Origin of the sequence: Bradyrhizobium brasilense (assembly GCF_029714345.1) — a bacterium.
Classification (GTDB): Bacteria; Pseudomonadota; Alphaproteobacteria; order Rhizobiales; family Xanthobacteraceae; genus Bradyrhizobium; species Bradyrhizobium australafricanum.
This window is the reverse complement of record NZ_CP121669.1, coordinates 3,556,353-3,574,122: the sequence shown is the minus strand read 5'-3', so window position 1 is coordinate 3,574,122 and position 17,770 is coordinate 3,556,353. Positions and strand designations below refer to the sequence as shown.

General features: G+C 64.0%; 21 protein-coding genes. 8 read left to right on the top strand and 13 right to left on the bottom strand.

The genetic code is table 11. The annotated features are described in order from the left end of the window. Positions 1 to 274 precede the first annotated feature (274 nt). The 3 genes from QA635_RS16600 to QA635_RS16590 form a co-directional block, all read right to left on the bottom strand. On the bottom strand, positions 275 to 484 hold the full coding sequence (locus QA635_RS16600) for a hypothetical protein (RefSeq protein ID WP_283070377.1): 210 nt from the start codon (positions 482 to 484) through the stop codon (positions 275 to 277). A gap of 64 nt (positions 485 to 548) precedes the next feature. Then, positions 549 to 719: a hypothetical protein gene (locus QA635_RS16595; RefSeq protein WP_283070375.1), complete on the bottom strand. Its 171-nt coding sequence runs from the start codon at positions 717 to 719 to the stop codon at positions 549 to 551. 775 nt (positions 720 to 1,494) lie between these two features. Next, on the bottom strand, positions 1,495 to 3,186 hold the full coding sequence (locus QA635_RS16590) for a winged helix-turn-helix domain-containing tetratricopeptide repeat protein (protein ID WP_283070373.1): 1,692 nt from the start codon (positions 3,184 to 3,186) through the stop codon (positions 1,495 to 1,497). Positions 3,187 to 3,426: 240 nt separating this feature from the next. On the opposite strand from QA635_RS16590, the gene QA635_RS16585 reads away from it, so the two are divergent. Further along, complete coding sequence (locus tag QA635_RS16585) at positions 3,427 to 4,377, top strand: helix-turn-helix domain-containing protein (protein ID WP_283070371.1); 951 nt, start codon at positions 3,427 to 3,429, stop codon at positions 4,375 to 4,377. A gap of 338 nt (positions 4,378 to 4,715) precedes the next feature. On the opposite strand, the gene QA635_RS16580 is transcribed toward QA635_RS16585, so the two are convergent. The 3 genes from QA635_RS16580 to QA635_RS16570 all read right to left on the bottom strand — a co-directional run bounded on the left by QA635_RS16580 (position 4,716) and on the right by QA635_RS16570 (position 8,603). Then, positions 4,716 to 6,740, bottom strand: a complete 2,025-nt coding sequence (locus QA635_RS16580; RefSeq protein ID WP_283070370.1) for a pyrroloquinoline quinone-dependent dehydrogenase — start codon at positions 6,738 to 6,740, stop codon at positions 4,716 to 4,718. Positions 6,741 to 6,811: 71 nt separating this feature from the next. Next, positions 6,812 to 8,257 (bottom strand): caspase family protein, encoded by a 1,446-nt coding sequence (locus tag QA635_RS16575; protein ID WP_283070369.1) that lies wholly within the window; start codon positions 8,255 to 8,257, stop codon positions 6,812 to 6,814. Between the two features lie 118 nt (positions 8,258 to 8,375). Continuing rightward, on the bottom strand, positions 8,376 to 8,603 hold the full coding sequence (locus QA635_RS16570; protein ID WP_016848541.1) for a hypothetical protein: 228 nt from the start codon (positions 8,601 to 8,603) through the stop codon (positions 8,376 to 8,378). Positions 8,604 to 8,762: 159 nt separating this feature from the next. On the opposite strand from QA635_RS16570, the gene QA635_RS16565 reads away from it, so the two are divergent. Beyond that, positions 8,763 to 9,215 (top strand): hypothetical protein, encoded by a 453-nt coding sequence (locus tag QA635_RS16565; protein WP_283070365.1) that lies wholly within the window; start codon positions 8,763 to 8,765, stop codon positions 9,213 to 9,215. 173 nt (positions 9,216 to 9,388) lie between these two features. After that, entirely contained in the window at positions 9,389 to 10,573 is a 1,185-nt protein-coding gene (locus QA635_RS16560) for a GNAT family N-acetyltransferase (protein WP_283070364.1), read from the top strand. A 279-nt stretch (positions 10,574 to 10,852) separates the two neighbouring features. On the opposite strand, the gene QA635_RS16555 is transcribed toward QA635_RS16560, so the two are convergent. From QA635_RS16555 to QA635_RS16545, 3 genes are all read right to left on the bottom strand, one after another. Continuing rightward, positions 10,853 to 11,491 (bottom strand): NIPSNAP family protein, encoded by a 639-nt coding sequence (locus tag QA635_RS16555; protein WP_035631194.1) that lies wholly within the window; start codon positions 11,489 to 11,491, stop codon positions 10,853 to 10,855. Between the two features lie 86 nt (positions 11,492 to 11,577). Beyond that, positions 11,578 to 12,243: a DsbA family oxidoreductase gene (locus QA635_RS16550; RefSeq protein ID WP_283070360.1), complete on the bottom strand. Its 666-nt coding sequence runs from the start codon at positions 12,241 to 12,243 to the stop codon at positions 11,578 to 11,580. A gap of 63 nt (positions 12,244 to 12,306) precedes the next feature. Further along, positions 12,307 to 13,131 carry a helix-turn-helix domain-containing protein gene (locus tag QA635_RS16545; protein ID WP_225164234.1) on the bottom strand — a complete coding sequence of 275 codons (825 nt, stop codon included), beginning with the start codon at positions 13,129 to 13,131 and terminating at the stop codon, positions 12,307 to 12,309. Between the two features lie 94 nt (positions 13,132 to 13,225). Between QA635_RS16545 and QA635_RS16540 the strand changes: the two genes are divergently transcribed. After that, a complete protein-coding gene (locus QA635_RS16540; protein ID WP_283070357.1) occupies positions 13,226 to 13,450 on the top strand; it encodes a hypothetical protein in 225 nt (74 codons plus the stop codon). Between the two features lie 32 nt (positions 13,451 to 13,482). Further along, complete coding sequence (locus tag QA635_RS16535) at positions 13,483 to 13,881, top strand: hypothetical protein (RefSeq protein ID WP_283070355.1); 399 nt, start codon at positions 13,483 to 13,485, stop codon at positions 13,879 to 13,881. Positions 13,882 to 13,936: 55 nt separating this feature from the next. Here the strand turns inward: QA635_RS16535 and QA635_RS16530 are convergent, their stop codons facing one another. Then, complete coding sequence (locus tag QA635_RS16530) at positions 13,937 to 14,095, bottom strand: hypothetical protein (RefSeq protein WP_016844794.1); 159 nt, start codon at positions 14,093 to 14,095, stop codon at positions 13,937 to 13,939. Then, the gene (locus QA635_RS16525) at positions 14,092 to 14,553 is read right to left on the bottom strand and encodes a group III truncated hemoglobin (RefSeq protein ID WP_283070352.1); all 462 of its coding nucleotides are present in this window, start codon (positions 14,551 to 14,553) and stop codon (positions 14,092 to 14,094) included. The genes QA635_RS16530 and QA635_RS16525 overlap by 4 nt, the downstream gene beginning before the upstream one ends. 83 nt (positions 14,554 to 14,636) lie before the next feature. Here QA635_RS16525 and QA635_RS16520 point away from each other — a divergent pair, with 83 nt between their 5' ends. After that, positions 14,637 to 15,071, top strand: coding sequence for an RrF2 family transcriptional regulator (locus tag QA635_RS16520; protein WP_057018350.1), 435 nt, complete (start codon positions 14,637 to 14,639; stop codon positions 15,069 to 15,071). Beyond that, a complete protein-coding gene (locus QA635_RS16515) occupies positions 15,068 to 15,358 on the top strand; it encodes a DUF6522 family protein (protein WP_028339832.1) in 291 nt (96 codons plus the stop codon). Before QA635_RS16520 ends, QA635_RS16515 begins: the two co-directional genes overlap by 4 nt. Before the next feature lie 19 nt (positions 15,359 to 15,377). On the opposite strand, the gene QA635_RS16510 is transcribed toward QA635_RS16515, so the two are convergent. Next, positions 15,378 to 16,049: an SET domain-containing protein gene (locus QA635_RS16510; protein WP_283070351.1), complete on the bottom strand. Its 672-nt coding sequence runs from the start codon at positions 16,047 to 16,049 to the stop codon at positions 15,378 to 15,380. 194 nt (positions 16,050 to 16,243) lie between these two features. Between QA635_RS16510 and QA635_RS16505 the strand changes: the two genes are divergently transcribed. Continuing rightward, positions 16,244 to 16,816 carry a hypothetical protein gene (locus QA635_RS16505; protein WP_283070349.1) on the top strand — a complete coding sequence of 191 codons (573 nt, stop codon included), beginning with the start codon at positions 16,244 to 16,246 and terminating at the stop codon, positions 16,814 to 16,816. A 178-nt stretch (positions 16,817 to 16,994) separates the two neighbouring features. Here the strand turns inward: QA635_RS16505 and QA635_RS16500 are convergent, their stop codons facing one another. Next, on the bottom strand, positions 16,995 to 17,720 hold the full coding sequence (locus tag QA635_RS16500; RefSeq protein WP_283070348.1) for a TetR/AcrR family transcriptional regulator: 726 nt from the start codon (positions 17,718 to 17,720) through the stop codon (positions 16,995 to 16,997). Positions 17,721 to 17,770 lie beyond the last annotated feature (50 nt).

The following is a 17,770-nucleotide window of genomic DNA, read 5'->3' as shown; positions in this document are numbered from 1 at the left end:
GACGGCGGGTAGGACCGTTCCATGGAACTTTTGACCGCGTCCTTCGGGTCCGAGCATGAATTCTAGCGCAATAGACTCATCCAGCGGTGCGCGGCGGGCAGCTCGACGCCGGATGTCCGTTCAGGGTCAAAATCCGCCAAAAGGGACTGAACCGGGGGACTTCCGCTTTACCTCGAAGAGCCAACGTTTCCGATCGTCATGCAGACCGTCAGCTATGGGCCATGAGGCAACGTGGCATCGCATCAATTGAAAGAGGCCGCCAACTTACGCGGCCTTAGGTGGATGTTTGAAGCGCGGGGAGGCGCAGCCATTCGATCATGCTGGCGCCAACCTCAGCTTGCTGGGCCAGCTCAAGGAGCGCTTCTTTCTCGATACCTGGGAGAAGTGCTGCGGCCTGTTCGCGCAGCTGTCGAGCGCGTTCTAGGAACCTTGCTTCAAGCGAATTCGTCTGAACAACGCGGCGCCGCCGCTTCTTTGGTCCCATGCATCCACCTCGTTCGGCTCCTACCCAGAACCGGAACTCCAAGTGTTAACGAGGTGCAAGGTTCCTACTCCGACGCCTTCATCGTTTGCTCGACCTCATCGGCCAGAGTTCGGTGGTGCGCGGCCAGCTTGGCGAAGAGGGACTTCTTGGTGGCGTTCGTCGCAAGCTTGCTGATTAGCTCACACTCTTCCGCCTCGACACGAAGCTTTTCCAAATGCGCTTGCATGTCTTTCATTGGATGGTTCCCCGGCGCGGGGAACATTTGCGGGAACTCCAGACGCGCCGTCAATAACGTGCATTAATCGAGATTAGGAAATCCATTCGCCCACGAAAACCCGTGCCCCTTGGTTGAGACAGGCCGGGAATTAGGACACCAATCGAATGATTGGCCATGGTGAGGGATTGGCCGCGCGACGGATGATCCGATAGGTCGGAGAGCGATTAAGAACCTCAACCTGGCTGGCGATCCGCTTCCAACTGTCCGCCGTCATGTGGAGGCGCGTCCGGTTGGATCGGTCGGTCCATCCCGCCATCGCTTCGTAAGTTTCGGCCAGATGCCGCATCTGAGAGGGTGACATGGGGTCAGTCTAGGCGAAGGTCGGGAAGCTGCTCAATACACAGGTCAATGCCAAGGAGCTGTTAGGACACCCTCGCTGACATGCATATCTAAATGCGGAAACGACACTCTCCGGCGATTGTACGTCCGTGTTTAGGTTCAACCATATGAACCGGATCGAGTGGGGACTTATCAGCTCTGCTGGAGTCTCATTTGTCGTGCTTATCGTCGGTGTTGGCCTTCTCCTCCTTGAATAGCGGATCCCTCGTGGGATGACGTTGACTGGCCCCAGCTTGATGCCCCCTCGCTGGGGCCGTTTCTTTCGATGAACAGCACCCCGCGGCCTATGGGACCAAGTCGGCAATTCTGGCGAGAACTTCCGCTCTGGGTCATTAGCGGAAGTTGCGGTTATTCGATCACCTCGTTGCCAAGGCGGGTACCTTGGCCGAGATGGTCATTCGGGCAGCCCTGCTTGCCGCAATCCTTCTTCATATCGCGTGACGTCCTCAGCACGTCGATAAGGCCCAAGTACTTCTTTGAGATTGGAAAGGCGCAGCGTGGGGCTCAGTTCTCGCAGCCGAGCCACTGCCTTGTGTGCTTGCTCCGGCCGACCGGCCATTGCGTTGCTTGCGGCGGTGATACGTAATCCAGGTCGATAGTCCGGGCTGCACTGCAATGCCATTGCCGCCCATGATGCCGCTTCGTCATAGCGGTCCAAAAAGAAATGCGCATACGCGGTCCCGGCTCGCATGCCCATCAGCCACGGATCGACTGGGCTCAGGCGAATGGAACGCGCGAAGCGCCCGATCGCCGATTCCGGCTCGCCGAGCCAGAGCTTTACCCAGCCGCCGAAATTCCATGCCTCAGCCAAATTGGAATTGAGCGCGAGCGCGCGATCAACCAAGCCGCCACCTACCTCGAGATCCCCAACAACAAACGCCAACGCATTCCCGCCAGCAGAGAGCGCGATCGCGTCATCCTTGCCCAACTCAACCGCTCGTTGGGTAAGCTTCTTCACTTCGGCAATTGCGTTCGCTGTGTCCGGAATCCAGCCATTGATCCTGGCAATGAGGTAGCAAAAGGCTGCACGACCGTAGGCGGTAGCAAATTCCGGGTCGAGCTCGATCGCGCGGTTGAACAGGCGCAGTGCCTCGTCGTTCGCATGCCGGTTACCAAACTGATGAAGCCGAGCCAGACCGCGCAAATAGAGGGTATAGGCGTCGAGACTAGCGGTCGGCTTGCGTTTGGCGCGGTCGATCTCAGCTTTTTCCACCGCAGGCGCGATCGCCCCGACAACGCTCTCAGTCACCTGATCCTGCAAATCAAAGATGTCGCCGAACTCGCCATCAAACCGATCGGCCCAAATATGTGCTCCAGTAGCGGCATCGACGAGTTGCCCCGTAATGCGCACTCGGTTTGCCGCCTTGCGAACGCTCCCTTCCAACACGTAGCGCACCCCAAGCTCGCGCCCTACCTGCTTCACATCGACGGCGCGCGCCTTGTATGTGAAGCTGGAGTTTCGCGCGATGACAAATGGCGCCTTGAAACGGGACAGCGCCGTGATGATGTCCTCGGCCATTCCATCGGCAAAATATTCCTGTTCGACATCGCCAGACATATTCTGGAACGGAAGCACGGCAATGGAAGGCCTGTCGGGCAGCGAAGGCGGGCTCTCGGCCTCGGCAGCAAAAACTGGCGCAGCCTCTCGCGTTTCAGTCGGCGCATCGACCTCAAAGGCCCTGATTGGCTCCTGAGTGTTCTTTGCATGTCGAACGCCAGGATCTTGAACGCCAAGACCCGTACCTGGGCCCGTGACCGAGACTCGCGCGGGCATTTCTTCCTCGATGATCTTGCCAACAAACCGGAGGCCTCTGCGAGAAACCGTCCGGATCAGGCGTTGCTCCTTGCCGGTGTCCCCGATTGCCTTGCGCACGGCATTGACGTGGCTGGTCAGCGTGGATTCGGACACGATCCGTCCTTCCCACACCGCCTTCAGAAGATCGTCCCTTGTCACGACCTGTTCCCGGTTCTGGACCAGGAAGAGCAGCAGATCGAACACCTTCGGTCCAACGGGGATGAGCTCGGAGCCTCGCTTGAGCTCGCGCCGGTTAGCATCGAGGCAATAATCTTCGAACAGAAACGGCACTTCTGATCCTTCTTGGACAAGAAGCCAAGGAAAACTCAATCGCAATTCAAGCCGGCTGCAAGGCTTTTTCCGCTCGGAACAGTACACATTTTCTCACCCTTCGGGAACAAGCCTGGTCCGAGCGGTGGTCGGCCCGCCCCGCGCGCGACGCGGACTGAGCTTCGCAATCAACGCTGGCTGCTCCGGATCACGGCATTTCTCCCGCCACCTGCATCGCCTCCCCAATGCGAGGATACGTTCATGAACAAGCATGTCTTGCGCGATTCCTTGGAGGACGCGTCAGTTGCGCCTGAAGCGTGCGAAGTCACTCAGGCCAATGCCGAGCGTCCTGACGCCGGTGCGGAAATGGCGCGGGTGCTCGGGACCACGGCATTTCGCGTGGCTTTGGATAACTGCGGTGCCGCGATCGCCCACCGGAAATACAAACGAGTGCACGACGTCTGCGGGCCCAAGACCCACCACGTCATCATGGCCTACAACGGCTCGGTGCAGCGCATGGAACGGCGGTCGGGACGATCAGTTGCGACCGCAACGTTCCGTCCCGGAGCTGTGATAATCATTCCGGAAGGATCAAGCTCCCGATGGGATATTCCAAAACCTGTTGATGTCGTTGAGTTCTATCTTCCGCACGCGACGCTCGAGCGCGCGGCCGAAGAAGCCGACACCGCCGGACCGGTCAATCTCCTGGAGCGAACGGCGCATCTAGACCCCGTTACATCCCGATTGCTCTTGACCGCGGCAGATACCCTGGAGGGCAATGAGGCCCTGGATACGCTGTTCAGGCTTCAACTGACAAGCCTTCTGGCCACGCGTCTCCTGGCTGCGCACACCGGCTTGCCAACCACGATCCAGCCGACCATGGGTGGCCTTTCGCCGAAGGTGCTGAGCCGCGCCATCGAGCGTCTGCGCCCAGACAGCGATGCGGACGTCTCCCTCGCCGCGCTCGCCTCGGATGCCGGTCTGTCGCGCTTCCACTTCTGCCGCGCCTTCAAGAGAAGCACCGGGCTCTCACCGCATGCCTGGCTGCGTCAGCACCGGCTAGAGGAGGCCAAAAACATGCTGCGCGACACCGACGCGTCGGTCATCTCGATCGCGGTCGCGCTTGGCTATTCCTCCCAGACCGCGTTCGCCGCCGCCTTCAGGAAGCTGACCGGCGAGACCCCGAGCAATTGGCGACGGCGTGCACGTTGATAGCATCGCCGATGCGGGGAACAGCATCATTGCGAGAAAGCTCCGGAAGCACGCGGGCAAGAAGGCCCCATGACTGCATGGGTCAAATGCGGCGGTCGGAGATCGTTGATGAGAAGTCCGGACTGCACCCAATACCGGACCAGTCAGACGCGGCGAAGAACCTGAATTCATCGCGCTTTAGCGGAGCGAGGCGACGCTTGCACTATTTCGGAATAGTAGAAAAATAACCCTGAGTTGCCCGACGTGTCAAGTTGCTTTTCGAACGCCGGCAGCTGCCGGCCACTTTGCATGGGGTTGTTTTCGATATTTTGGCGGCGCGCACCTGCGGCAGGGAGCACCTAAGCGGATCGCGAGCGACGGCTCCGCCGCCAGCGCCAGAACAGCGCAACGAGGGCGACGAGCACGAGACCGGCGACCACAGCCTTGGCGGTGAACCGCCCGCCGGGCCGATCGATCAGGCGGGTCCACAACGATGCCCCCTCGCCCTGACGCGGCAGGCGAAATGCCACCACGCTATCGCCGATCGACGTGCCGGCCTCGGAATGGCCGCCGGCGCCGATCACGACGTACTGCTCGCCCTTCCAGAGATAAGTCATTGGATTGGCGACGCCCGGCACCGGAAGCCGGCCGAGCCACAACTGCTTTCCCGATCTGGCATCGAACGCGCGCAGATAGGCATCCATCGCACCGGTGAACACCAGGCCGCCCGCGGTGATCGCGACGCCGTTGACCAGCGGCGTGCCGGTCTTGAACGCGATGCCGAGCGGCGCGAGATCCTCGCTGGTGCCGACCGACGAATGCCAGAGGATCTTGCCGGCCCTGAGATCGACCGCCACCGTCTCGCCCCATGGCGGCTTGTTGCAGGGCGACCCGACCGCCGTCGTCGCCAGCGCCCGCGACATCGCGAACGGCGCCCCTTCCTGCTGGCCGAATTCATGGCCCGGCGGCGGATTGAAGCCCTTGGCCTGGTCGCGCGGAATCAGTGTGACGATGTGCGCCGCATGACTGACATTGGCGTAGAGTATCTGATTGACCGGATCGAACGCCGCGCCGCCCCAGTTCACACCGCCGCCTGTCATCGGATAGATCACCGTGCCTTGCGTCGACGGCGGCGTGTAAAGGCCCTCATTGCGGGATTGCGCGAGCAGCGTCTCGCAAGCCGAGCTCCCGGTGCCCGGCAACAGGCCGGCGACATCATCGGCCGTCATCCGCTGCGTCAGCAGGGGCGGCATATGGGTCGGGAATGGCTGCGTCGGCGACAGCCTCTCGCCCTCGGCACCGTTCTGCGGCACCGCGCGCTCTTCCACCGGCCACACCGGCTTGCCGGTGTCGCGATCGAGCACGAACACAAAGCCCTGCTTGGTCGGCTGGATCACGACGTCGTGCTGACCATCGCCGGTGTCGATCCGCGCCAGCGTCGGCTGCGCCGGCAGGTCGTAGTCCCAGACGTCGTGATGCACCGTCTGGAACGCCCATGCGAGTTCGCCGGTCTCGATCCGCAGCGCGACCACGGAATTGGCGTGCTCGTCATTGCCGGCGCGCTTGCCGCCCCAAAAGTCCGGACTGGGCGATGTCGTCGGCAGGAACACCAGCCCGCGCTCCTCGTCCACCGACATCGGCGCCCAGACATTGCTGTGGCCGGCCTCGATCCCGTCATGCACGAGCGGATCGAAGCTCCAGCGCGGCTGGCCGGTTCGTGCATCGAAGGCGCGCACCGCGCCGAGCGGCGCGTCGACCCGCCGGTTGTCGCCGATCGCGGACCCGACCACGACCACGCCGCGTCCCGTCACCGGCGCCGACGTGATCTGAAACTCGCCCGGCCATTCCAGCTTCATGCCAATCTCGATCCTGATCTCGCCACCGTTGCCGAAATCGGCGCAGGGCTTGCCGGTTCTGGCATCGAGCGCGATCAGGCGCCTGTCGTTGGTGCCGGTGAAGATGCGTGACCTGCAGGCCGCGCCTTCCGCCGCACGATCATCCGTCCAGTGCGCGACGCCGCGGCAGACAAAGCGATTGGCCGGCCGTTGCGCCATGCTGATCTTCGGATCGAAACGCCATTTCTGCGCACCGGTGCCGGGATCGAGCGCGATCACTTCGTTGAACGGCGTGCAGAGGATCAGGCTGTCCTCGACGAACAGCGGCGTCACCTCGAACTTGGTGCGCTTCATCACCTCGGGCGGGCGCGTATCGAGATCGCCGGTGCGGAATTCCCAGCCGCGCAGCAGCGTGCCGACATTGTCTGACGTGATCTGCGTCAGCGGCGAGAAGCGTTGTCCGCCGCGGTCGCCGCCCCAATACTCCCAGGCGCGCGCCGGCTGACCACACAGCAGCAGCGCGGCAAGCAGGCAAAACAGCGACCGCATCGCGTCCTCCCCCAGGATGCGATCACCGGGCGCCGCATCTCATGCGGGAAAGCATTTACGCGATCGTCGCGTCAGTATCCACCCCGGCGATAGCCGCCGCCGTAGTTACCGCGATAACCACCACCGCCGCCGCCGATGCCGATCCCGATTCCGATTCCGATCGGCGGTCCGGCAGGCTCGTAGACCACGGTTGGAGGCGGACGGCGCACCACCACGACGTCGTCCTCGACCACGACGCGCGGCGGGCGCTTGCCCGCGCGCCGCGGCGGATCGGGATCGGCACGCTTTTTCACCGGCACGTTGGCCCTCTGCTGCAGCGGCTGTTGCGGCGGCGCGGCGTTGCAGGGACAGATCGGCGCCGCCAGCGCGACGTTGGTCGCGGGCACACTGAGCGCGACGGCGGGTGCCGGATCGGGACGGTAGCGCAGCCGTTCGATCATCTTGCGCGCGGTCGCTGTCAGGTCGGTGTCAGGATATTGCGCGAGGAAGCCGCGATAGGCCGCCGCCGTGTTGATGAGGATCGCGTTATTCCACGCTAGCATGCGGCGATGCCGGTCGAGCCAGTCGCGCGCCTGCAGGCCGCGCGGCGTGCCGGCGAAGATCGCGGCGAAGGCTTCATAGGATTCGTCGGAGCCGTCGATCACCATCAGTTCATTCGCGGCCTCGATCGGCTTGCCCTGCAACTCGCGCTTCCATTCGTCGACGGTGCGTTTGGCCGCGGCCGGCGGCGGCGTCGCGGCTGATGCCGCTGTCCCCACCATGAAACGGAAGTCGTCGGTGAGCGAGGACGAGTCCCACGGCGTCTGGCGGCCGTCGGTAGCCTTGTTCACCGCGAGGCGAACGCGCTTGAAGGTGTCCTCGATCGGGATGCCCGGCTCCTTGGCCGAGGCCAGCAACGCGGTGGTGTAGGGGCTGTTGGCACCGCTGCCGTCCTCGGCTTCCGCTCCCGGCGAGGTCGAGAACGACACGAACGTGCCGGGCGCGCCGACCCTCGCATCGACGATGGCGAGCCCGTGCCCCGCTGTCTTGCTGAGCTCCGGGAAAGGATTGTTGCGGCAGGCATCGAGCAGCACGATGCGCATCCGACTCGGAACTGAGGTGAGCGTATTCAGGACGTCGTTGAGCCGAACCGCCTGGATCGGGATATCAGCCTCGCGCTTCGGATCGACATCGACCGGCACCAGATAGTTCTCGCCGTCGATCTGCAGGCCATGCCCGGCATAGAACACCAGCGCCACGGTGTCGGCGCCCTTCGCGGCCACCTGGCCGGAGAAATCGCTGAGCCGTGCGCGCATCTCGTCCTGCGACAGGTCCGATGCGGCCGTCACCGCAAATCCGGCATCGGTCAGCATCTGCGACACTGCCCTGGCGTCGTTGGCCGGATTCGGCAGCGCGGGCACCGACTTGTAGGCCGACTGCCCGATTACCAGCGCCAGCCGGCTTTCCGCCGATGCCGGCACGGCGCCGAGCAGGATCGCTGCCGGAACGATCAGGCTGAGGAGCGAACGGCGAAGCATGGCGGCCTCCGACAATGACATCGAAGATGGGTCGGAGGCCGCAAGGCCAAGGTTCATGCCATACGGCAATGTACTGCCGACCGACGACGGTCGAATGGCTGCCGAGTCGTGAGGCCGGCTATTTCGGCTTCTTGGCCGGATCCGCTGCCGGCTTGGTGACACCCCAGGGATCGTATTTCTCCTTGGGCTCGGGGATCCGATCGAGCGCGGCCTTGTAGGCCTTCTCGTCGACCTTGGGCTTCTGCTCCGTCTTCGTATCGCCTCCACCGCCCCCTCGCCGGCCCTGGGCCAGGGTGGGTGTCGCGAGCAGCGCCAGGATGACGGCAGCAACCGTGAAGCGTTTCATGTCAGTCTGTCTCCCCCGCCGCCGCAGCAACATCCGGTAATACCTCTACCCCAACGATAACTTGTCGCTCGACATTTGTTGATCGACAAAGCGCCGCCTCACGCGAATTCAGCGCCACCAGGGGGCGCAATCCTGACGGCGGCACATTAAATGCGCTGAATGGGACAGGGACAAGTACATCTGGCGGCGCTGCTGGCCGGCGCCGCCTTAATATTGAGTGGCTGCGGCCTGGCGGACAGCCATGCGGTGTGGCCGGAGGCCTTGAAGGTCAAGGCCGCCGAGCCGGCGCCGCTCGAGATGCCTCCGGACGTCAAACGGCTGGTCGCGGGCAAGCTGGATTCGGTGTTCACGGCCGGTTCACAGCCGACCCATGTGCGGGTCTCCGCCCCGCTGCACGACCCGCGCGGCACCGGCTGGACGGCATGCGTACGCGCCGAGCTGACATCGGTGATCGGCAAGCCGCTGGGGACGCAGACCTATCGCGTGTTCATCAATGAAGGCTCGATCTTCGATCGCCGGCAGGTCGGAGCCGACGACAATTGCGTGACGGAGACTTACGAGCCGGTCGAGAGCACCGTTGCGGCGGAAACGCAACGGAGCACCAAACCCTAGCGCTTGAGCCGGCGAGCCGGCCAAGCCGCTGCGCACCGGGTATGCTGAACGGTCCGTTAACACGACCGTTCAAATTGCGCGGTGGCTTCAACGGCATTTTCCATTTCTTTCCGCTAGCGTTGCCCTGACGAACGCAAGGCCCAATCAGCCTCGCGGAGTGGGGAAACAGGGACGTGGCCGATATTGCTGACCAGGCAATGATGCACCGTGCATCGCGCAAGGATGCCACGGACGATCGCACGTTGCCGCCGCTGTCGGCCGCGCCGCTCAATGCATGGCGTGCGCTTGCCGCGCGCGCGATCGAGGCCAATGGCTACTATCAGGCGGACTGGGAATTGGCGGTCGATGCCTCCGCGCGCGGCCGCACCGGCGCGGCGCTGCTCAGTGCCGCCGGCGATACCGGGCAATTGATCGGCCTGTTGCCCGTCGTTCCGATGAGGCGGATCTACCGCATCCCCCTGCCCGCTTTGGTCGGCGTCGAACCCTATGGCACGCTGTGCACGCCGCTGCTCGACCGCGACGCCGCCGAGGAAGCGGTGGGCAAGATGCTGCGGCAGGCGCGCAATGCGGGCGCGCATGCGCTGATCCTGCGCACCATGTCGCTCGAGGGCCCGGCCATGGCGGCGATCCGCGCGGTGCTGGCGCGAGACGGGTTGCAGCCGCGGATACTGAGCGCCTATCAGCGCGCCCAGCTGGATGCGACGCGCGATGCCGACGAATTGTTGCGCGACGCGCTCGGGCCCAAGAAGCTGAAGGAGCTGCGCCGCCAGCATCATCGCCTGTCCGACCACGGCGCGGTGCGCTTCGATGTCGCCCGCACGCCGCGCGAGGTTGCGACGGCGCTCGAGACTTTCCTTGTCCTCGAAGCCGGTGGCTGGAAGGGCCAGCGCGGCACGGCGCTCAGCCAGCATGCCGGCGATGCGACCTTCATCCGCCGCGCGACGTCGGCAATGGCCGAAGCCGGCCGTTGCGAGATCATCACGCTGCATGCGGGCGACACGCCGGTCGCGGGCGGCATCGTGGTGCGTCACCAGGACCGCGCCTTCTTCTTCAAGATCGGCGTCGACGAGCGCTTTGCGAAACATTCGCCCGGCACGCAGTTGACGCTGGAGCTGACGCGCCATCTCTGCGCCGATCCCACGATCAATTCGGCCGATTCCACCGCGGCGCCGGGCCACCCCATGATCGACCCGATTTGGCGCGGCCGCTTCGCGATCGGCGACGTCTTGCTGCCGCTGCGGCGCCGCGATCCGCTGGTGCCGGCCATTCACACCGCGCTGAGCCTGAACAACTTCGCCTACGAAGCCGCGCGCGGCGCCGTCCGCTTCACCCGCAGCCGGCGCGGCAAGCCCGGATAATGCGGTTTACCCTTTCGTAGGCATGCAGACACATCGGGAAACAACGGGCTGCCGCCGTCAGGTTGGTGTCAGCTGGCCCGACTAGCGTTGCGGCGCGCTGGTTCTCAGACGGCGCGCGCCCTTGCTTCGAAAGCCTCATCTGATGGAAACATCGGATGGGGCTTTTTGCCGTCGCCCGCGACGTCCTGACGCAAAGACGAAAAGGCCGCCTCAACCGGCGGCCTCTCTGTCTTGCGCTTGGGACAACACGGCTCGTCGCGGCGCGAATGATCGCCTCTCTTACTGCAACGGCGAATGCGGTGCCGGCAGCATGATGGTCGAGTGCATCTCCTCGAGCACCTGCGTGCCCTTGCTCAAAAATTCCAGCCAGGCCGGATCCTTCATCGCGTTGCCGCGCGCGGCGGCGCGGGCGTTGAGATCGGGATAGGCCCAGATGTGGCAGACTTCGTTGGGCTGCCCGGCTTCGGTGGTCCAGAGACCGACGATCTTGGAGTATTTCTCGCGCTCCGGCATCACGCCGGTGATCAGATCGAGCCATTGCTTGGCGCCGCCGACCGGCTTGGCACGATAGTTGCGGAATTCGTAGATGTTGCCCTTGGTCGCCGGCGCCACCGGCGGGATGACGGCATTGAGCAGCCGCACCTCCTGCCGCACCAGCAACGGTCGGATCACCGGAATATACTCGCCGGTCCAGCGCGGGTTCTTGGCGAGCTCGGCGCGCAGCCGCGTCCGCTCGTTGAGATCGGCGTAGCTCCACATGTGCATGACCTGATTGAGCGGACCGATCTCGGTGATCCAGTAGCCTTCCAGCTTGCCGAAATTGTCGGCCCGGATATCGCGCGAGATCGTGCTCGCCGCCTTCACCATCTCGCCGACGGCGCCTGGACGGACCGTATAGGTGCGCAGCTCATAGATCATGGTGGTCTCCCCTGATTGTTTCCGATGGATGATGTGGGCAAACGAAAAAGCCCGGCATGAGCCGGGCTTTCGATAGGGATTGCGGACTACTCCGCGGCCTCTGCGTTGATCTCGGCCGAGACCTGGCGGATGGCGCGGGCGAGCTGCTCGGCCGGCTGGGCGCCGGACACCGCGTATTTCTGCGCGAACACGAAGGTCGGCACGCCCGAAATCCCCTTCTCGGCGGCCTCCTGGGCCTGCGCCGAGACCAGGTCGACATCCTCGTCGGTGGCAAGACGCTTGCGCACGTCGTCGGCATCGAGCCCGACATCGCTTGCCGCCTGCACCAGCACGTTGCTGTCGGTGAGATCGCCGCCGTCGCGGAAATACAGCTCCATCAGCCGCTGCTTCATCTCGGCCGCCTTGCCTTTGGCCTCGGCCCACTGGATCAGGCGATGGCAGTCGATTGTGTTGGGCTGCCGCTTGACGAGCTCGGGATGGTAGGTGAGCCCCTCCTCATTGGCGGCGGCGACCACGCGGCCGGCAATGCCCTTGTAGGCCTCGACCGAGCCGAACTTGGCGGTGAGATATTCCTCGCGGCTGATGCCTTCGCGCGGCACCCAATTGTTGAGGAAGAACGGCCGCCAATGCACCTCGACCGGCACATCGGGCACCAGCTTGAGCGCATCCTCGATGCGATGCTTGCCGATATAGCACCAGGGGCAAACGACGTCGGAGACGATGTCGAGGCGAAGCGGCTTCAGATCGCTCATGGCGGGGTTCCCGGCGGAAAATGGAACCCCAAAGGTAGGCCGAAAGCGCTCTGAGACAAGCCGCTATTTCATACTGGCTGCCATCTGCCGCATCCGCTCGGCGGTCAGCTCATCGGCCGGGAAGAAGGTCTCCAGCGCCAGTTCCTGCAGCGTGATGTCGACCGGCGTGCCGAACACCATGGTGGTCGAGATGAAGCTAAGGATCTCGCCATTGAGGCGGAGCTTGAAGGGGAGCGCGACGTTGTTGTCGGTGGTGATCGGGGCCGACCGCGCCGGGATCGGATAGGACTTCAGATCCTGGTAGAGCTTGAGCAGCTCCGGATCGGCCGTTGCCTCGCATTGCCGATGCAGCCGCTCCAGAAGATGCGCGGCCCATTCCGCGAGGTTCACGGTGCGCGGCGCGAGGCCCTCGGGGTGGAAGGCAAGCCGCAGGATGTTGAAGGGCTGGCCGAGCAGCCGCTGCGGCACGCCCTCGAGCAGCGGCGCCACCATGCGGTTGGCGGAGACCAGATTCCAGTGCCGGTCATAGGCCAGCGCCGGATTCGGCTCGTGCGCCCTCAGCACCAGGTTGATCGCCTCGCGCGCCGATTTCAGCGCCGGATCATCCAGCGAGCGTTGCGGGAATGCGGGCGCGAAACCCGCGGCGACCAGCAGCACGTTGCGTTCGCGTAGGGGCACGTCGAGGCGCTCCGCCAGTTTGAGGACCATGTCGCGCGAGGGCGCCGAGCGGCCGGTCTCGACGAAGCTCAAATGCCGCGCCGAGATCTCGGCATCGACGGCAAGGTCGAGCTGGCTGAGATGACGGCGCTGCCGCCACTCGCGCAGGTGCTCGCCGATCGGGACGGGTTTGGCGGGCTCGGCCCGCGCCATGGATGCATGTGCGTTCATGGTGCAAAACCTACCATGCGGAATTCGCCCGTTCCATTACGCCTGAGGTAATCGAATTGGCGCGCCGGCCGGCTCATCTTCCACGGCACAGGAGATGACCATGCTGATGCTGTCCCTTGTCCGCGCCCTCGCCGTCCTGCTCCCGTGGCTGGTCCATCTGGCCACCTGGCTGCTGGCGCGCTCGCTCAACATGCCGCAGCCGCTCGTGCACGCGACCGGCGTGTTGGTGTTCGCGCAGGTCTATGCGGCCGAGATGAGGGTCGGCAAGGCGCTGTGTCCGCTCCGGCTGTGGCGTCAGCTGCAGTCGCTGTTCCGCTGACCACCCCCACCCCAACCCGAGGAGACACTGCCATGATCCATTCGTCCCAGCTGCTGCGCCGCGCTTTGCTTGCCGATGCCGTCTTCAGTGGCGTATCCTCCATAGCGATGGTGCTCGACGCCGGCGCGCTGGCATCACTGCTCGGCTTGCCGGAAGCGCTGCTGCGCGAGACCGGGCTGTTCCTGATCGCCTATACGGCGCTGGTCGGCTGGCTCGGCACGCGCATGTCGGTGCCGAAGCCGCTGGTGATGCTGGTGGTCGTCGGCAACGCGGCCTGGACGCTCGCCAGCATCGCGCTGCTGCTGTCGGGCGCGGTGTCGCCGAACCTCTTCGGGACCATCGTGATCCTGGCCCAGGCGATCGCCACCGGCGTTTTCGCCGAGCTGCAATATGTCGGGTTGCGCCGCAGCGGTGAGACGGTCGCGGCGTAAACCGAATGCCGGATGTGACGAGCGGCCGTCGCGGCAAACGCGGCGGCCGTTTCCGTCAGCTCAGCACGACCGCGACGATCATACCGGCAAAGGTCAGCGCCAGGCCGATGATCAGCATCGGCACCAGACTGCTGCCGGAAAACGGATCGGCCTGATCCTGATGAAACCATGCGCCATCGATGGCACGCGCGATCGCTTTCGCCCTGTTCCTCATTGCACTGCTCCTGCTTCGCTTCGCCTGTAACGCTCGCCGACCGCCAGCATCACGCCCTGTCCGCCGGCGACGCCCATCTCGAGGCTCGAGGCGATGCGCCGCGCGCGATCGATGAAATGCGCCGCCGCGTCAGGCGGGCACAGCTCGGCCGCGGTCGCCTCGAACAGTTCGAGCCAGCGGTCGAAATGCGCGGCGTCGATCGGCAGCGGCATATGCTTGACCATCGGCGTGCCGTGATAGCGCCCGGTCATCAGCGCAACCGAAGACCAGAACGCGCACATCTGCGCCAGATGCGGCTCCCAATTGCTGATCCTGGTCTCGAACACCGGTCCGATCATCGGGTCCTTGCGGACCTTGGCGTAGAAGGCGTGCACCAGCTGCTCGATCATGGCCTCGGTGATCCCGGTCCGCGCGACAATCCCGGCGGTGATCTGCTCGCGGCGCTCTGCTGCTGTCATGGCTTACATCCTAAATAGGTATTTCAAATGCCTATTTAACCTGCTATAGCTGATCCGCCAAGTGCTGATTTCGAAGGGCTTCCATGCGCCTGACATCGTTCACGGATTTTGCGCTCCGCGCCCTGATGCGGCTGGCCGGCGAGCCGGACCGGTCGTTTGCGACCAGCGAGATCGCGGCCGAGTTCGACATTTCCCGCAATCACCTCGCCAAGGTGGTGCGCGACCTTGCCGACGCCGGCTTCATTGCCACCCAGCGCGGCGCCGGTGGCGGGTTTTCGCTGGCGCGGCCGGCGGAGACCATCACCCTCGGCCAGGTGGTCCGTGCGCTGGAAGGCGACAGCGCGCTGGTCGAATGTTTCAGGGATGATGGCGGAGATTGTCTGCTGCTGCCGCGCTGCCGGCTGAAGGCGAAGCTTGCCGCGGCACGCGAGGCCTTCATGCGCGAGCTCGACGGAACGACGCTCGCCGAATGCGCCTACCTGCCGCGTCCCGTCCGCCATCCCGCGAGGGCATCATGACGACGATCACATTCGCGGACGGCGCGTTCGAGGTCGACGCCAATATCGTCGCCGAAGGCCTCGGCATCGCGGTTCCGCTGCTGCAGGCCGGGATGCGCTCGGGCGCAATCACGACGCGCTCGGAGCGCGGGCTCGACGCCGATCAGGGGCGGCATCGCCTCACATTCTTCTCGGGGAGCAAGCGTTTCCGTCTCGTTATCGACGAGCACGGCACGATCATCCAGCGCTCGACGCTGGATTTCGGCAATTCACCGTTGCCACGCGCGGCGCACCGGCCGAGCGGCTAGAGAGACCTCGTCCCGGATATCAGGCGTTCAGCGCCCGGGCGGTGCCGCGCTTCGACGAGGCAGCCTTCTTGCCCGCCGTGTTGATCAGGCTGTGACCATTGAGGTGACTGCCGTTCAGCGCCGTGCCGTTGGCGAGCTTGCCGTTTGCTTTGGCAGCCTTCTTCGCCTTCCGCTGTCTGGCCCGCTCCTCGGCGAGCTTCTCGGCCTTGCGCTGTGCCTTCCGCTCGGCTCTTTCCTTCAGCCGCACCCGCTCCGCCCTCGCCTCCGCGCGTTTCTTCTTGCGCTTCTTCTCGCAGGCATCGCACTTGCAGCCGATCGGCTTCAGATAGGCTTTGAAATAGTCGGTTCCGTAGTCGTAATTGATTTCGTCGCCCGGCTCGATGTCCTTGATGGCGCGGATGAACACCTTGCGCTTGCGTGGGCGAACGTCGGATTCCGCGTTCGGCCTGCAGGCATGGTTGATGTAGCGGGCGACGTTTTCGCGGATCGAGCCGTCGATGGTCCAGCGGTTGGTGAGCTCGAACAGATATTTGTTCTCGATCGCGTCCTCATCCTTCTTCTTCGAGTCGAGCAACGGCCCGAAATAACGGATGATCTTGGTGCCTTTCTTGATCGGCTTGGTGGCGAAAAGGCCAAGACCGGTCCGGGAACGGCCGACGCGATAGGGCTTGTTGGATGATATCGTGGGCATGACGATCAAGGTTACGGCACGCAAGTGCACGCGACAGAAGTTGCGAAGCCGCCCTTCTAGGACGATTCCGCGCGCCTGTCAGGTGTTTCCCGCGTGTCTATTGAACCTTCCCCAGATTGCATATGTCAGAGACAAAGTAACGTCCGGATCGCAGGTTTCCCCTGATGAAATACCTTGCTTTTGCAACAGTCTTTATGACGGCCGCCAGCGCAAATCCTGGTCATGCCGGCTCTGAGGCGATCAGCAGCAGCTACTCATCGACCGCGCCGAAGGCCTGCCGCATGATCGGCAAGCCCAGCGAAGAGGACGGCAGCACCACCAGGGTCTGTCCGGGAAAATCCGGGCTTGTGGTGCTGATCAACGAGGGCGACCTGCGTGAAGTGGTCTCGGTCGGCCGAAACCGCGAGGCAGCAGCCAGGGAACCGGCGGCGCAAGCCTGGTTCGGCCCGTTCAGCTCGACCGGCGATCGGGTCGAATGGCGTGCAGCCGGCGGCAAGCCGTTTGCAATCATCCAGCGCTGGCAGATCGCCGACAACAGCGAGCAGGACAAGCGCGGCGGCCCGGTCTCGCGGGCAATGCTCGCCGTGACTCGGCTGCCGCCGGGCGATGTCTGTCATGTCGCCTATGTCGACGTCGCGGCCAATCCCAACGCCAACGAGCTGGCGCGGCAGGCCGCCGACGATTTCGCCCGCGATTTCAAATGCGGCACGGATACGGTGAAGACGATCGGACAGAGCGGCCGGACCACGTCGCTTGTGAGGCGCTAGTGTGCTGAATGCGAAGTTCGTGCGATTTCGCGGCAACCACTCTCACGAACTTCGCATTCATAAAGCACACTAGAATCATAAGTTTGCTAGTGTCCTTATCGAATCCGAAGTTCGCTCCGAAGGTGCGGCAAATGATGCGAACTTCGCATTCGGGACACTAGCCCAGGGGCAGCACTGGTTATTGCCGCGCTGAGCGGCCCGCGGACAATCGCAGCATCGCGGTCAACAACATTTCCGCGGATGTGCCCTCGGGCGACCGATCCAGGATCGTCTTGAGGCGTCCGTCGAGCAACAGCATGGTGAAACCATGCACCAGCGACCAGGCGGACGCGATCGCGGCGGCCTGATCCAGCGTAAGCTGCTCCTTGGAAATCTGCTCGTGCCGGCTGGCGCCGACGCCGCGGGTCAGCCCTGCGAACGAAGCCTCGGACGCCTCGTGCAGCGACGGCCGCGAGTGATCCAGCCGCTCGCTGCGGAACATCAGCCCGTACATGCCGGGATGTGCCTGCGCATAGGCAACATAAGCCTTTGCGCTCGCCACGCCCTTCTCGGGCGTCGTGGCCGCCGAAGCGTCCGCAGCCGCCATCGCAAGGCCAAATTGCCGGAAACCGATCGCCGCGAGTTCGCTGAGCAAACCGGTAAGATCGCCGAAATGATGCGTCGGGGCGGCGTGCGACACGCCGGCCTCGCGCGCCACCGCACGCAATGTCAGCCCCGCCAATCCATCACGCTCGAGCACGCGCTCGGCGGCCTTCAATAGCGCCTCATGCAGATCGCCATGGTGATACGGCGTGTCATTGGCGCGGCGCCGTTGGGCCGGACGAACTGCTGCAGTCCGTGCAACCCGGCGGGTCGGAGCCCGTGCCGGGCGAGTCGCCTTGTTTTCTTTGGAGATTCTTGCCATGCGGCCTTATAGGTCGCAATTTTTACACTGTAAAGATTTTGCTTGACGAT